The sequence below is a fragment of the Auraticoccus monumenti genome, from assembly GCF_900101785.1.
Taxonomy (GTDB): Bacteria; Actinomycetota; Actinomycetes; order Propionibacteriales; family Propionibacteriaceae; genus Auraticoccus; species Auraticoccus monumenti.
In genome coordinates this window covers 2027302-2041434 of sequence record NZ_LT629688.1, presented here as the reverse complement: position 1 = coordinate 2041434, position 14133 = coordinate 2027302, and the positions used below count along the sequence as shown (strand labels likewise).

Genomic DNA, 14133 nt, shown 5'->3' with positions numbered 1-14133 from the left:
CCCACCCGGCCCGGCGTCCACCCGCCCGCCGCGGCGGCAGTAGGGTTCCGGCCCATGGCGTTGCGGGACCTGCTGGCGGACACCCGCCCCCTGGCGAACCCGCACTTCCGCCGGCTCTGGACCGCCCAGATCATCACCGTGATCGGCGCCCAGCTCACCGTGGTGGCGGTGCCGACGCAGATCTACGCCATCACCGGTTCCTCGGCCTACGTCGGCCTGACCGGGGTCTTCGGCCTCGTCCCGCTGGTGGTCTTCGGGCTCTACGGCGGGGCGCTGGCCGACCACTTCGACCGGCGGCGGGTGCTGATGGTCACCACGGTCGGGCTGATCGTCACCAGCGCGCTGTTCTGGGTCCAGGCCGCGATGGGGCTGCAGGACGTGTGGCTGCTGCTGTGGTTGTTCGCGGTCCAGCAGGCGTTCTTCGCCGTCAACTCCCCCACCCGCTCGGCGATCCTGCCGCGGCTGCTGCCGGCCGGGCAGCTGCCGGCGGCCAACGCGCTGTCCACCACGGTCTTCCAGGCCGGGGCGATCGCCGGGCCCCTGGTGGGTGGCGCGCTCATCCCCCTGCTGGGCTACTCCTGGCTCTACCTCGTCGACACCCTGACGCTGCTCATCACCCTGGTCGCGGTGATCCGGCTGCCGCCGATGCCGGTGGTGGTGGAGGCCGTGGGGTCGGCGGTGGCGCGGGCCCCCGGTCTGCGCTCGGTGCTGGAGGGCTTCGCCTACCTGCGCGGGCGTCCGGTGCTGCTGATGTCCTTCGTGGTCGACATCGTGGCCATGGTGTTCGGGATGCCGCGGGCCCTGTTCCCCGAGATCGCCCACCTCGAGTTCGGCGGGCCCCAGGAGGGTGGGCTGGAGTTCGCGCTGCTGTTCGCCGCCATCCCGGCCGGCGCGGTGCTGGGTGGGATCTTCTCCGGCTGGTTGTCCCGGGTGGAGCGCCAGGGACGGGCGGTGCTGTGGTGCATCGCCGTCTGGGGGTTCGGCATCACCGGGTTCGGGGTCTGCGTCTTCCTGGCCGACGGGTCCGCCCCGGTGGTGCTCGTGCTCGGGCTGGTCTGCCTGGCCGTGGCCGGGGCGGCTGACGTCGCCTCGTCGGCGATCCGCGGCGCCATCCTGCAGACCGCGGCCGAGGACAACCTCCGTGGACGCCTGCAGGGCGTCTTCACCGTGGTGGTGGTCGGCGGGCCGCGGGTGGCCGACGTCGCCCACGGGGGCGTCGCCGCCCTGGCCGGGGCCGCGGTGGCGACCACCGGTGGCGGTGTGCTCGTGGTGCTCGGCGTGGCGGTCTGCGCGCTGGCCGCGCCGACCTTCCTCCGTTACCGGGTGCCCCCGCGCTGACCGCCCGGCGTCCCACCGCCGGGACGCATCGCCTGGAAGGGTGCGATCAGGTCGTCGCGCAACGAGCACAGCTCCGCCAGCAGCTCCTCCCGCTCCTCCTCCGACGTCTCGGCCGCGGGGAAGGAGACCCCCAGCGCCAGCGGCGTCTCGTGCTGGTACACCGGCGGCAGCACCACGGCGAGGCCCTGCATCCCGGCCAGCACCGCGCCCTCGTCGTCGGCCCACCCCCGCCTGCGGGCCAGGTCGACGCGGCGCACCAGCGTCTCGAGGTCGGCGACGCTGGTCGCGGTCCAGCGGGGGAAGGCGCCGGGTACGGCGAAGCGGCGTGCGATCTCCTCGTCGTCCAGCGCAGCCAGCAGCACGTTCCCCACGGCGGTGGAGGCGGCCGGGAACCGGGCCCCGATGCTGGCCGCGAGCTGGAGCGGTGCGCGGCCCTCGTGCCGGGCCAGGTAGAGCACCTCGGTGCCGTCCAGCAGGGCCACCTTGACCAGCTGCTGGGACAGGTGCGGCGAGGCCAGGCAGAGGCGGTGGAACTCCTGCAGCTGGTCGAAGGAGCTGATGTAGGCCCCGCCGAGCTCGGCGGTGCGTGACCCGAGGGCGTAGCCGCCACCACGCCGACGCTGGATGAGCCCGCTGTCCTCGAGGACGGCGCAGAGGTTGGAGGTCGAGGACTTGGCCGCGCCGATCGCGGCGGCGATCTCGGTCAGCGACATCGCCTCGCCGCGGTGCTCGGCCAGGATGTCGAGGATCCTGATCGAGCGGGTGACGGCGGGGGCGAGGTCGCGTGCGTCGGATCCGATGCTGATCACTTCCTTGTCAGTCAGCTGGGGGGTGCCGAGGCCCAGCCAACCATGTCATGCGCCGTCCCCGCCTTCGCCCGGCTGGCACCGGTTGACCCCGCTTTGTTCACTGTGTTGTACTCGATTCTACGCAATGAACGGCGAGCACCGCCTGACGACCGTCGCCACCACGAGATGAGCCAATGTCTGCCTCACGACTGCACTCGACCCCGGCCGCGCCCGCGTCCCCCGACGCCACGCGCGAGCGCCCCAACATCGTCTTCGTCATCACCGACCAGCAGCGCTTCGACACCATCGCCGCGCTGGGCCACGACCACGTCGACACCCCGAACCTCGACCGCCTGGTCGCCGAGGGCGCTGCGCTGACCCGGACCTACGTGACGTCCCCCTCCTGCGCCCCCAGCCGGGCCAGCCTGTTCTCGGGGTTGTTCCCGCACACCACCGGCGTGCTGCGCAACGACGAGCCCTGGCACCACTCCTGGGTCGAGCGCCTCGGTGAGGCCGGCTACCACTGCGTCAACGTCGGCAAGATGCACACCTACCCCTACGAGGCCTCGGTGGGTTTCCACGAGCGCCACGTCGTGGAGAACAAGGACCGTGACACCCCCCGGCTGCCCTTCTACCTCGACACCTGGGACAAGGCGCTGTGGGCCCGTGGGGTCCGCAAGCCCAGCCGGGTCACCTACGCCGAGCGCGAGGACTACACCGAGCGCCTCGGCGCGTTCGAGTGGGAGCCGCCCGCCGACCTGCACGCCGACACCTTCGTCGGCTCGCTGGCCGCGATGTGGCTGGAGCGCTGGCGCGGGGACCGCCCGTTCTTCCTGCAGGTCGGCTTCCCCGGCCCCCACCCGCCCTACGACCCGACGCCGCAGGCCCTGGACGCCTACCGCGACCGCGACGTCCCGCTGCCCTCCCGCAGCCCGGAGGAGATCGCCGCCCAGCCGCAGGCGCTGCAGGACCTGCGCGCCCAGCACATGGGGGTCGACCACGACGCGATCGTGCACCTGGACGAGCCCACCGAGGAGCAGCTGCTCCGGCAGCGGCGCCACTACCACGCCAACGTCACGATGATCGACGAGCAGATCGGCGTGCTGCGCGACGCCCTGGCGGCGCGCGGCGTGCTGGACGACACCGTGATCATCTTCACCTCCGACCACGGCGACACCCTCAACGACCACGGCCACAGCCAGAAGTGGACGATGTACGAGGGCAGCGTGCACGTGCCGGCCGTCGTGTGGGGCCCGGGGCGGATCGCCGCGGGGCAGGTGCTCGACGGACTGACCTCGCACATGGACCTCGGCCCGACCGTGCTGGAGCTGGCCGGGGTGGAGGTGCCGTCCTGGTTCGAGGCCCGCTCGCTCCTCCCGGCGCTGCGCGGTGAGGAGTACCCGGGCCGGCCCGAGGTCTTCTCCGAGCACGCCCGCGACCGCATCCTGTCCGGGACGGCCCTGATGACCATGGTCGTCCGCGACCGGTGGAAGCTGGTCAGCTACCTCGATCCCGACGACGGGCAGCTGTTCGACCTCGAGGCGGACCCCGGGGAGCTGCACGACCTCTACGACGAGGCCGAGCACGCCCCCGTCCGGGCGGAGCTCGAGTCGGCCATCCACCGGTGGCGCGCCGAGAGCCAGCTCCGCACCGCTGCCTGGTCCGAGCAGTTCCGCTGACCAGCGGGCCGGGCACCGGGGCACACCGGCCCACCGCCCACACCGTCCGAGCACGACCGACTGCGGGGCGACCTGCGCCCCGGACGCCCCACTCAACGAGGAGACAGCCCATGTCCAGCACCACCGTCACCCGCCGATCCCTGCTCCTGGCTGCGTCCGGGCTCGGCTCGGCCGCCGTCCTGACCGCCTGCGGCGGGAACCTCGGCAGCAGCTCCGAGGGCGGCGAAGCCGGCGCCGAGTTCCCCACCGGCGCCGTCACCATGCTCATCGGGGGCAACCCCGGCGGCAGCGCCGACCTCATCCTGCGGGCCATGTCGGACCCGTTGTCGCAGGAGCTCGGGGTCCCCGTGCTCGTGGAGAACCGCCCCGGCGCCAACGGCGCCGTCGCGGCGCAGGAGCTGGCCGGGGACGCGGCCGACGGCCAGACCATCATGATCTTCAACGGCACCCTGGCCTACATCACGCCACTGGCCGTGCCGGAGTCCGACGTCGTGGACATCGACGACTACGAGGTCATCACCGGCGTCTCCCGCGACGACTACGTGCTGCTGGCCAGCCCCGACTCCGGCTTCACCACCATCGACGACCTGCGCGCGGCCGACCGCCCGGTCAGCTACGGCACGACCGGGGTCGGCACCGGCAGTCAGCTCAGCTCGGCCTACGTGCTGCAGCTGGCCGGGCTGGAGGGGACGGCCGTCCCCTTCGACGGCGGCTCCCCCACGCTGACCGCCGTCCTGGGCAGCCAGGTCGACCTGGCCGTGGTGCAGATCAGCGAGTCGATCAGCCAGATCGAGAGCGGTCAGGTGACCCCGCTGGTCGTGATGAGCGCCGAGCGCAACCCGTCGCTGCCCGACGTCCCCACGGCCACCGAGTCCGGCATCGACGCGGTGGTCACCCAGTCCCGGGCCATGGTGGCCCCCAAGGGCACCCCGCAGGCGGTCCTCGACCGGCTGTCTGCGGCCTTCGTCGCCGTGTGGGCCGACGCGACCTACCAGTCGTTCAACGCCGACAACCAGCTGGTGCCCTACGAGGTCGACGGCGCCGAGGTCGTCAGCGAGTGGACCGAGAGCCTCGAGGAGTACCGGACCTTCGTCGAGGAGTCCGGTCTCGACTTCGGCGCCGAGTGAGCACCGCGGGTGGGCCCGGCTCGCCGGTCGCCGGTGAGCAGGAGGGGGCGTCGGCGCTGCCGGCTCAGGAGCCCGAGCGGCGACCGATGGGCACGACGGCCAACCTGGTGGTCGCCGGACTGGTCGTCGCCCTTGGCGTGGCCGCCGTGGCCGGTGCGCTCAGCCAGGGCGTCGGGTCGGCCGGCCAGCCTGGTCCGGGCACCTTCCCCCTCGTGCTGGGGGTGCTGCTCGTGCTGCTGGGGGTCGGCCTGGCGGTGCTGGCCCGGCGCTCCGACGACGCCGAGCGCTTCGACGCCAACAGCTGGCGGGTGCTCGCGGGCCTGGGGACGCTGGTCGGCTACCTGCTCGCCTTCCCCCGGATCGGCTTCGAGATCCCGATGCTGCTGGTGGCCTTCGTCTGGCTCCGGTTCATCGGCGGTGAGAGCTGGCGCACCTCGGTGCTGGTCAGCCTGCTCACGACCCTCGCGTTCTACCTCGTCTTCGTGGGGGCCCTCGGCGTGACCATCCCCCACCTGTTCTAGGAGCCACCCTCGTGGACCTCTCTCACGTGCTCGACGGCTTCGCGGTGCTGGCCGAGCCGACCAACATCCTCTACTGCTTCCTGGGCGTGCTGATCGGGATGCTGATCGGCGTCCTGCCCGGCCTGGGCCCCGCGGCGACCATCGCCATCCTGCTGCCGGTGACCTACGGGGTCGAGCCGGTGACCGCGATCATCCTGCTGGCCGGCATCTTCTACGGCGCGCAGTACGGCGGCACCATCACCTCGGTGCTGCTGCGCCTGCCCGGTGAGGCGTCCTCGGTGGTGACGGTCTTCGACGGCTACGCCCTCGCCCGCCAGGGGCGCGCGGGGACGGCGCTGGGGATCGCCGCCACCGGCTCCTTCGTGGGCGGGACGCTGTCCATCGTCGCCCTCACCTTCCTGGCCCCGCTGGTGGCCGGGTTCGCCCTCGACTTCGGCCCACCGGAGTACGCCGCGCTGGCCCTGCTGGGCATCGTGCTGGTGTCCACGGTGAGCAACGGCGGCAGGGTCAAGGCCCTGGTCGCCGCGGCCCTGGGGCTGCTGCTGGCCACCGTCGGGCGCGACGCCTTCACCGGCTCGGAGCGCTTCACCTTCGGCAGCCTCGACCTCGGCGACGGGCTGGACTTCGTGCCGATCGCCATGGGCCTGTTCGGGTTGGGGGAGATCCTGCACTCGCTGGAGGAACGCCACCGCAACCCCCAGGCCCCGGTGGCGGTGTCCAACGCCTGGCCCTCGCGCCAGGACCTCCGGGACTCCTCCGGCGCCATCGGGCGCGGGTCGCTCGTCGGCTTCGTCCTCGGTCTGCTGCCCGGTGGTGGGGCGACGCTGGCCTCGATGGCCTCCTACGGCTGGGAGCGCAGGCGCGCCAAGGACCCCTCCCGCTTCGGCAGGGGTGCCGTCGAGGGCGTCGCCGGGCCGGAGACCGCCAACAACGCCGCCGCGACGTCGTCCTTCGTGCCGTTGCTGACCCTGGGCATCCCGGCCAACTCCACCATGGCGGTCATCTTCGGCGCCCTGCTGATCCAGGGCGTCACCCCCGGGCCGCAGCTGGTGACCGAGGACCCCGAGCTGTTCTGGGGGGTGGTCAACTCCATGTACCTGGGGAACGTGCTGCTGCTGGTGATGAGCATCCCCCTGGTCGGGGTCTTCGTGCGCATCCTGCGGGTGCGCGCGACCATCCTGGCGCCGATCACCGTGCTGATCACCCTGGTCGGGGTCTACACGGTGCGCAACAGCACCTTCGACGTCGGCCTGGTCATCGTGTTCGGCGCGCTCGGGTACCTGATGAAGAAGGCGGGCTTCGAGCCGGGACCGCTGGTGCTGGCCTTCGTCCTGGGTGGGCTGCTGGAGAGCAACCTGCGTCGCTCGCTGCTGCTGTTCGGGGGCGACCTGACCGGGTTCGCCGGCCGTCCCATCTCCGCGGTGCTGCTGGCGGCCTTCCTGGTCGTCATCGCCGCCCCCCTGGTGCGCGCCGCCCTGCTGCGTCGCCGGACGCGGGCGGAGGCCGGCGAGCAGCGCACGGACGAGAAGGTCTGACGCGGACCACCCCTGACGGCTCGACCCAGTCGGCCCCGCCGCGTCGACGCCCCGGTCGGCTGCCGCAGCGACGCGTCCTCAGCGTTCGTCAGATCCTCCTTCCTGGCTACTCATGGTAAGTTACGGACGGTAAGCAACCGTGCCCATCCCGGAGGAGGAGTCACCATGAGTGAGCACGCCGTCGCGGTCCCACGTCGACGGTTGTCCAAGCAGGAGCGTCACACCCAGCTGCTCGCAGCAGCCCGCGACCTCATCCGGGACTCGGGCACCGACGAGTTCACCCTGGCCCGGCTCGCCGACCGGGCGGGGGTGACCAAGCCGCTGGTCTACGACCACTTCGGCGACCGGGCCGGGGTCCTGGCGGCGCTGTACCGCGAGTTCGAGGCCCGGCAGCGGGAGACGCTGGCGGCCGCGCTCGGTGGTGCCGGGCGCGAGCTGCCGGCGGTGGCCGGCCTCGTCGCGGCGGCCTACATCGACTGCTGCCTGGCGGAGGGGCGCGAGCTGGCCGACGTGGTCGCCGCGCTCGCGGGCTCCACCACCCTCACCCTGCTGCGCCAGGAGGCCGAGGACGCCTACCTCGCCATGTGCCGGGAGGCCCTGGAACCCCTCGCCGGGCCGATCGACGCGGCAGCCCTGCACGCGATCATCGGCGCCGGTGACGCCCTGACCCGCGGCGCGCTCGCCGGCCGGATCAGCGCCGCCCGAGCCCGCAGCACCCTCGCCCGCGTCGTCACGGCCATCGCCACCGACGACGGGCACGACACGGAGGAGCAGACCGCATGACCATCGGACACCCCCCGGAGCCCGGTACCGCCCTCTGGGTCTACGCGCACCCGCGTCGCGGGTCACTGAACGACCACCTCTTCCAGGAGGGGATCCAGGAGCTGTCGGGGCGTTACCAGGTGGCCACCTCCGACCTGCACGCCCAGGGCTTCGACCCCGTCCTCGACGACCGCGACCTGGGGGACCTCGCCGGGCAGCCGGGGAATCTGGCCGAGCTGGTCGGCGGGGCGTACGAGCAGGGGCAGCTGCCCGCGGACGTGCGCGCGGAACAGACCAAGCTCGCCACCGCCGAGCTGCTGGTCATCCAGTTCCCGCTCTGGTGGTACGGCCCACCGGCGATCCTGAAGGGCTGGTTCGACCGCGTCCTCACCAGCGGGTTCGCCTACGGCGACCTCGACCCCGAGCTCGGGGTCCCGCGGCGCTACGGTGACGGCGGTCTCGCCGGTCGCAGGGCGCTGGTGGTGGTGACCGCGGGTGAGGACGCCCGCTCGATCGGCCCGCGGGGCATCAGCGGCGACCTGGAGTCGCTGTTGTTCCCGCTCACCCACGGCGTGCTCTGGTACGTGGGTATCGAGACCCTCGACCTGCACGTCGTCCACGACGCCGACAGCCTCGACGCCGGCGGCGTCGAGCGGGAGGTCGCGCGACTGCGGGAGCGGCTGCGCACGGTCGACACCACACCGGCCCGGCGGTTCCGGACCCTGCGGGACGGGGACTACCAGGGCACGCGGGCCCTCCGCGCGGACCTGCTGCCCGGCCGCACCGACCTCGGCATCCACGTCGCCCGCTGACGGCGGTCCGTTCGCTGCCCGCCATGGCGATCCAGCACCTCGACACGTCCGATCCCACGAGCCCGACCACCGCGTCCTCCATCTCGGCCCTGTGGCAGCACCGTCGACCGGACGAACTCGTTCCGGCGCCCACACCCGGAATCACTCGAGAGGGCGTAGAAGCCCCGGCCGTCTGCCGCGACGACTCGCGAGCTGATGAGCTCGATCACCCGATGGAGGTCGATCGGCTGGGAACGCCCCTCCCCCAGGGACGTCCCTGCCGGGACGTCCCTGGAGCGGGAGGAGCTGATCGCGCAGCTGGCCGGCTTCCATGGTCTCGACCGCGAGCATGATCACCGCAGCCGGTGGTGTCCCGTCACCGGTCAGGGGCCGGCGATGTACGTCACGGTCAGCGTGGAGCCGTCCAGCTCCACCCGTGCACCCAGCACGGCGTTGTCGGACAGCCACGTAGCGCGGAGGCCGTGCCCGGAGAGGACGTACCCGTCGTCGGGGATCTGCTGGTCGTTGCCGCCACGTCCGACCACACGGCCGTCGACCACGGTGACCTCGTAGCCCCACTCGTTGGTCCCGGTGCTCTCACGCCCCGCCGCCGACGTGTAGACGACCAGCTGGTCGGCCCCCCGGGACGGGAGATTCACGCCGTCGACCGTCGTGGTGGCAGTCCGGATGAGGTTCTGCAGCTCCACCACGTCACCGACCTTGATGTGGTCGCGCAGGAACAGCCGGACGTCAGGATCGCCTCCGGGGGCGGCTGAGAGCACCACCCCGTTCTCCGGGATCGCGTTGTTGCCTGGGTCGGCACAGGTGGTCAGCGCCGTGCAGACCTGGATGACACGGTAGGACCCGGGGGTCTCGGTCTCCTCGAGCACGGCCTCGCCGCCAGACTGGTCGGTCTGGGTGGAGTCGCCGAAGGCAGGGGTGTACAGGGCCAGCATGCCCGCGGTACGGCTCGCCGGGTTGACCGCGTCGATCTCCTGGCTGGTGCCGTCGGCAGCGACCGCGACCGCTGGCAGGATGTCGGACTCGACGTCGAGGACCACCTCGGCGCTCCGGTCCCCTTGCCGGATCGTCAGCTCGTGCTCACCGTCCGTGGTGCCCCGCGGCACCAGGGCGGTGCGGTCGAAGCGGCCCTGCTCGTCGGTGCGAAGCCGGTACACCAGCGTGTCGTCCATCAGCACGTCCAGGTAGGCCTCGGGGGCGAAGCCCTCCACGGTCAGGTAGAACCAGGCACCGTTGTCGATGGGGCCTTCCTCCACCTCCAGCGTGGGCTCACCGAGGTCGACGTCCGGCTGGGCCGCGGGCTGTCCCAGGCTCACCGACACCGGGGCGCTCTCCCCCGCCGACGTCTGCAGCTCGCAGTCCGTCGCGCCGGTGAAGCTGCCGGTGACGTGGGCGGTGTAGGTGCCGGCCGCGTGCAGCTCGTTGCGGGTCTCCTCCGCGGTGAAGGTGACCGGCAGCTCGGTGTCGCCGCAGACCAGCACCGCGCTCAGCGGCTCGGTCAGCACGCTCTGCGAGGCCGGGTCGCCGTCGTCGGTGGAGGTGTCGGGCACCAGCGAGGTGCCGTCGGCGGACAGCTTGGTGCCCGGGGCGGCCACCAGGCCGACGTCGATCGTGGCGCTGCGGCCGCGGCGCACGGTGGCGTCCAGACCGGCGAGGCTCCACTGCCACGGGGCCCGACGGCTCTCGTAGTAGTTGGTGTCGTTGACGGTCAGGTGGGCCCCGTACTCGCCGAGACGGGCGGAGAAGGAGTCCACGTCCTTGTCCTCGGCCTGCGTCCACCCGGTCTCCAGGATGGCCGCGGCCCGGGGCAGCGCCATGTACATGGCCTGGTCCTCACCGCGGATGGTCTCTGACCACATCGGGGCCTCGACGCCGAGGATGCCCTCCTCGGCCAGCCCGCCCTCGACCACGGTGGTCGGGTCCCACTCGTAGTAGCGGGGGTAGTCGCAGTCACCGCTGCAGGCCCAGGTGTAGCCGATCGGGGTCATGGCGTCGTACTTCATGTCGAGGTAGGAACGGCTGGCGTCGGAGACCACGGCCTTGCCGCCCTTGGAGACGAAGTCGCGGACCCAGTCACCGGAGCCGACCCAGTAGTGCACGACCGAGCCCTCCCAGTAGCCCTCGCCCTCGCTGAGCCCGGCCTCGGCGAACTCGGTCCACCCCATGACGCCGGCGCCGGTGGTCTCACGGACCTCGGGCACGGCGCGGCTGACGAAGTCGACGTAGCGCTCGTGGCCCATCGCGGTGGACTCGTCGCCCCCGACGTGGACCAGCGGGCCCTGGGTCAGGTCCGCGATCTGACCGAACACGTGGTTGACGAAGTCGTAGGTGGGTTGGTGCTGCTCGTCGAGCGCGGAGTAGCCCACCGCCCCGGTGCCGTTCCAGTCGACCACCCCGGTCTCGGGGTCGGGGGCGGGCAGGGAGCGCTCGGTGTTGAGCTCGGGGATGGCGTGCAGCGCGGAGTTGGTGTGCCCGGGGACGTCGATCTCGGGGACGACGGTGATGAAGTGGTCCCGGGCGTACTCGACGATGTCGACGTACTCCTCCTGGGTGTAGTAGCCGCTGCGACCGAGCTCTTGCTGGTAGCCGTTCTCGTTCATCGACGTCTTGCCCGAGACCTCGGTGAGACGGGTGTAGTCGATGGTGTCGCCCTCGGCGCGGCCCTCGTTGGTGATCTCGATCCGCCAGCCCTGGTCGTCGGCCAGGTGCAGGTGCAGGTGACTGGCCTTGAGCCCCGCGAGGGTGTCGATGTAGCGCTTGACCATGTCGACGTCCTGGAAGGAGCGGGCCACGTCGAGCATCACGCCGCGGTACTCGAAGCGGGGGGCGTCCTCGACGCGCACCGCGGGCACCGACCAGTCGGTGTTCACCACGCGGTCGCTGCCGACCCAGGCCGGCATCAGCTGGCGCAGGGTCTGGATGCCGTTGTGGGCGCCGTGGGCGGTGGTGGCGGTGAGCGTGGCGCCGTCGCCGGTGACGTCCAGGACGTAGGACTCCTCGGTCGGGGCGGCGCCCTCGACGGTGTAGTCCGCGTCCGGGTCGACCACGATCTGCAGGTCACCGGGCTTCGGGCGGGAGGGGACGGGGACCCGGAAGCCGGTGGAGGTGCGGAGCTCCTCGGCGAGGTCCTGCGCGAGCGGTCTGGCCGCGCCGGTGGCGGCGATGCGCATCCCCGCGGTGGGCTGCCAGGCACCGGAGCCGAGCTCGACGGCGACCGGCTGCGGCACCAGACCGAGCGCGTCGACGTCGGCGGGGACGGCGGCCGGGGACGGCTCGGCGGCGGCGGTGGCCGTGGGGAGCAGGGGCAGGGTCAGGGCCGCGGCGGCGAGCCAGGCGGCGAGGGCGGCGGGCCGGCGCCGGCGGGTGGCTGGGGGTAGAGCGGGCATGGTGCGCCTCCTGCGGGCGACGACGCCGAGGGCGACGCCCCGGGTGGTGAGGGGTGGGTGGTGCGTGCTCGTTCACACCACCACACGCGGTGGGGGCTGACAAGACCTGGGGTCGGATCCGCGTCCTGCGACGTGGGCGTGGCGGCGCAGGGAACTCCGGTGCGGGCCGGGCGGCACGGGCCTATCGTCGCCGAGGTGGAGACGTCAAGGGCTGTCCGGGCGACCGCGGCGGCCCGGTCCACCGCCTCCTCGCTCGGTCTGCTGGTCGAGGACGCGGTCGTCCTGCAGGACTCCGACAAGCTCGTCCTGCGGCTGCTCCCCTGCGACGTGCTGGCCCGGGTCGCGCCGGCCGACGCCCAGGTGGCCGGGCTCGAGGTGGACGTCGCCTCCCGCCTCGACCGCCACCGGGAGTCCGGTGGCCGCCCTCGACCCCCGGGTGCAGCCGCGGGTGCACGAGCGCGACGGGTTCGTGGTGACGCTGTGGACCTACCACGAGCCGACGACCTCCCCCGTCGCACCGGCGGACTACGCCGACGCGCTGGCGCTGCTGCACGCGGGGATGCGGACGGTGGACGTCGCGGTCCCCTCCGCCGGGGACCGGGTGGAGTCCGCCCAGCGGCTGCTGGCCGATCGCGCCCTGACGCCCGGCCTGGGCGAGCCGGACCGGGAGCTGCTCCGCGACGTCCTGCGCCAGACCGGACGCTCGGTCGCCGCCTCCGGCCGGGACCAGCTGCTGCACGGCGAACCGCACCCGGGCAACGTCCTCAGCACCTCGTCCGGACCGGTGTTCATCGACTTCGAGACGGTCTGCCGCGGCCCGGTCGAGTTCGACCTGGCCCACGCGCCGGAGGAGGTCGATCCCTTCTACCCGGGTGCCGACCCGGTCCTGCTCGAGGACTGCCGGCTGCTGGTGCTGGCCATGGTGACCACCTGGCGCTGGGACGTCGGTGACCAGTTCCCCGACGGACACCGGATGGGCGTGGAGTGGCTGGGCCGGGTGCGGGTGGGTGCGGCGGAGCGGGCCCGACGCGGCCGGAGGTGACCCGCCGCCCCGGCGTCCGGGGTGGACTGACAGCATCAGCAGCATGAAGCACCTCGACCTGCTCTTCATCGGCGGCAGCGGCATCATCAGCACGGCCAGCGTCCGGCTCGCGGTGGCCCGCGGGCACCGGGTCACGGTGCTGAACCGCGGCTCCTCCACCACCCGCGAGCTGCCGGAGGAGGTGGAGCGGCTCACCGCCGACGCCACCGACGCCGAGGCCGTGGCGGCCGCGGTCGGGAACCGCGAGTTCGACGTGGTGGCCCAGTTCCGCGCCTTCACCCCCGACCACGTCGAGGCCGACCTGCGCACCTTCACCGGACGCACCGGCCAGTACGTGTTCATCAGCTCGGCCTCGGCCTACCAGAAGCCGCCGGCGCGGGTGCCGGTCACCGAGTCCACCCCGCTGCACAACCCGTTCTGGCAGTACTCCCGGGACAAGATCGCCTGCGAGGACGTCCTGGTCCGCGCGAACCGCGAGCACGGCACCCCGGTCACCATCGTGCGGCCCTCCCACACCTACGACCACACGCTGATCCCCACCTCGGGTCAGTGGACCGACGTCGCCCGGATGCGCGCCGGCAAGCCCGTGGTCGTGCACGGCGACGGCACCACCCAGTGGACGCTGACCCACACCGACGACTTCGCCGTCGGGTTCGTCGGGCTGCTCGGCCACCCCGAGGCCATCGGCGACAGCTTCACCATCACCGGCGACCACGCGCCCACCTGGAACCAGATCTACAGCTGGCTGGGCCGCGCAGCCGGGGTTGAGCCGGAGCTGGTGCACGTGGCCTCGGAGAGCATCGCCCGGGCGATCCCCTCGGTCGGCGACGGGCTGGTCGGGGACAAGGCGCACTCGATGGTCTTCGACTGCGCCAAGCTGCGCGCCCTGGTGCCGGACTTCGCCACCACCATCCGCTACGACCGGGCCGCCTTCGACCAGGTCGCCTGGTACGACGAGGACCCGTCGCGTCAGCAGGTGGCCGCCGAGCTGGACGCCGGCTTCGACCGGCTGGTCGAGTGGGCCGGGAGCCTGGGCACCGGCTCGACGTCCTGAGGCCGCTCGAGACGGTCGTCACCGTCCGCTGACCGGCTGCGTCCTCGTCAGTTCGTGCTCCTCAGAGCCCGACGGTGCTCCGTGCGCGC

The 14133-nt window shown here is 72.6% G+C and carries 11 protein-coding genes; 9 read left to right on the top strand and 2 right to left on the bottom strand.

Features of this window, described 5'->3' with window-relative positions:
* Positions 1 to 54 precede the first annotated feature (54 nt).
* Positions 55 to 1338 (top strand): MFS transporter, encoded by a 1284-nt coding sequence (locus tag BLT52_RS09415; protein ID WP_090592685.1) that lies wholly within the window; start codon positions 55 to 57, stop codon positions 1336 to 1338.
* Here the strand turns inward: BLT52_RS09415 and BLT52_RS09410 are convergent.
* Positions 1317 to 2147 carry an IclR family transcriptional regulator gene (locus tag BLT52_RS09410; protein WP_090592683.1) on the bottom strand — a complete coding sequence of 277 codons (831 nt, stop codon included), beginning with the start codon at positions 2145 to 2147 and terminating at the stop codon, positions 1317 to 1319. The two genes, BLT52_RS09415 and BLT52_RS09410, sit on opposite strands and share 22 nt — an antisense overlap.
* A 173-nt stretch (positions 2148 to 2320) precedes the next feature.
* On the opposite strand from BLT52_RS09410, the gene BLT52_RS09405 reads away from it, so the two are divergent.
* From BLT52_RS09405 to BLT52_RS09380, 6 genes are all read left to right on the top strand, one after another.
* Positions 2321 to 3805, top strand: a complete 1485-nt coding sequence (locus BLT52_RS09405) for a sulfatase family protein (protein ID WP_090592680.1) — start codon at positions 2321 to 2323, stop codon at positions 3803 to 3805.
* A gap of 110 nt (positions 3806 to 3915) precedes the next feature.
* The gene (locus tag BLT52_RS09400) at positions 3916 to 4932 is read left to right on the top strand and encodes a Bug family tripartite tricarboxylate transporter substrate binding protein (protein ID WP_090592678.1); all 1017 of its coding nucleotides are present in this window, start codon (positions 3916 to 3918) and stop codon (positions 4930 to 4932) included.
* Positions 4929 to 5453, top strand: coding sequence for a tripartite tricarboxylate transporter TctB family protein (locus tag BLT52_RS09395; protein ID WP_197679272.1), 525 nt, complete (start codon positions 4929 to 4931; stop codon positions 5451 to 5453). Before BLT52_RS09400 ends, BLT52_RS09395 begins: the two co-directional genes overlap by 4 nt.
* Positions 5454 to 5464: 11 nt before the next feature.
* Entirely contained in the window at positions 5465 to 6988 is a 1524-nt protein-coding gene (locus BLT52_RS09390) for a tripartite tricarboxylate transporter permease (RefSeq protein WP_090592675.1), read from the top strand.
* 165 nt (positions 6989 to 7153) lie between these two features.
* A complete protein-coding gene (locus BLT52_RS09385; RefSeq protein WP_090592673.1) occupies positions 7154 to 7771 on the top strand; it encodes a TetR/AcrR family transcriptional regulator in 618 nt (205 codons plus the stop codon).
* Complete coding sequence (locus BLT52_RS09380) at positions 7768 to 8562, top strand: NAD(P)H-dependent oxidoreductase (RefSeq protein ID WP_090592671.1); 795 nt, start codon at positions 7768 to 7770, stop codon at positions 8560 to 8562. The genes BLT52_RS09385 and BLT52_RS09380 overlap by 4 nt, the downstream gene beginning before the upstream one ends.
* Positions 8563 to 8924: 362 nt before the next feature.
* Here BLT52_RS09380 and BLT52_RS09375 read toward each other — a convergent pair whose 3' ends face one another.
* Positions 8925 to 11948, bottom strand: coding sequence for a beta-N-acetylhexosaminidase (locus tag BLT52_RS09375; RefSeq protein ID WP_090592669.1), 3024 nt, complete (start codon positions 11946 to 11948; stop codon positions 8925 to 8927).
* Between the two features lie 415 nt (positions 11949 to 12363).
* On the opposite strand from BLT52_RS09375, the gene BLT52_RS09370 reads away from it, so the two are divergent.
* On the top strand, positions 12364 to 12990 hold the full coding sequence (locus tag BLT52_RS09370) for an aminoglycoside phosphotransferase family protein (RefSeq protein WP_197679271.1): 627 nt from the start codon (positions 12364 to 12366) through the stop codon (positions 12988 to 12990).
* A gap of 43 nt (positions 12991 to 13033) precedes the next feature.
* Positions 13034 to 14044 (top strand): NAD-dependent epimerase/dehydratase family protein, encoded by a 1011-nt coding sequence (locus BLT52_RS09365; protein ID WP_090596547.1) that lies wholly within the window; start codon positions 13034 to 13036, stop codon positions 14042 to 14044.
* Positions 14045 to 14133: the final 89 nt, after the last annotated feature.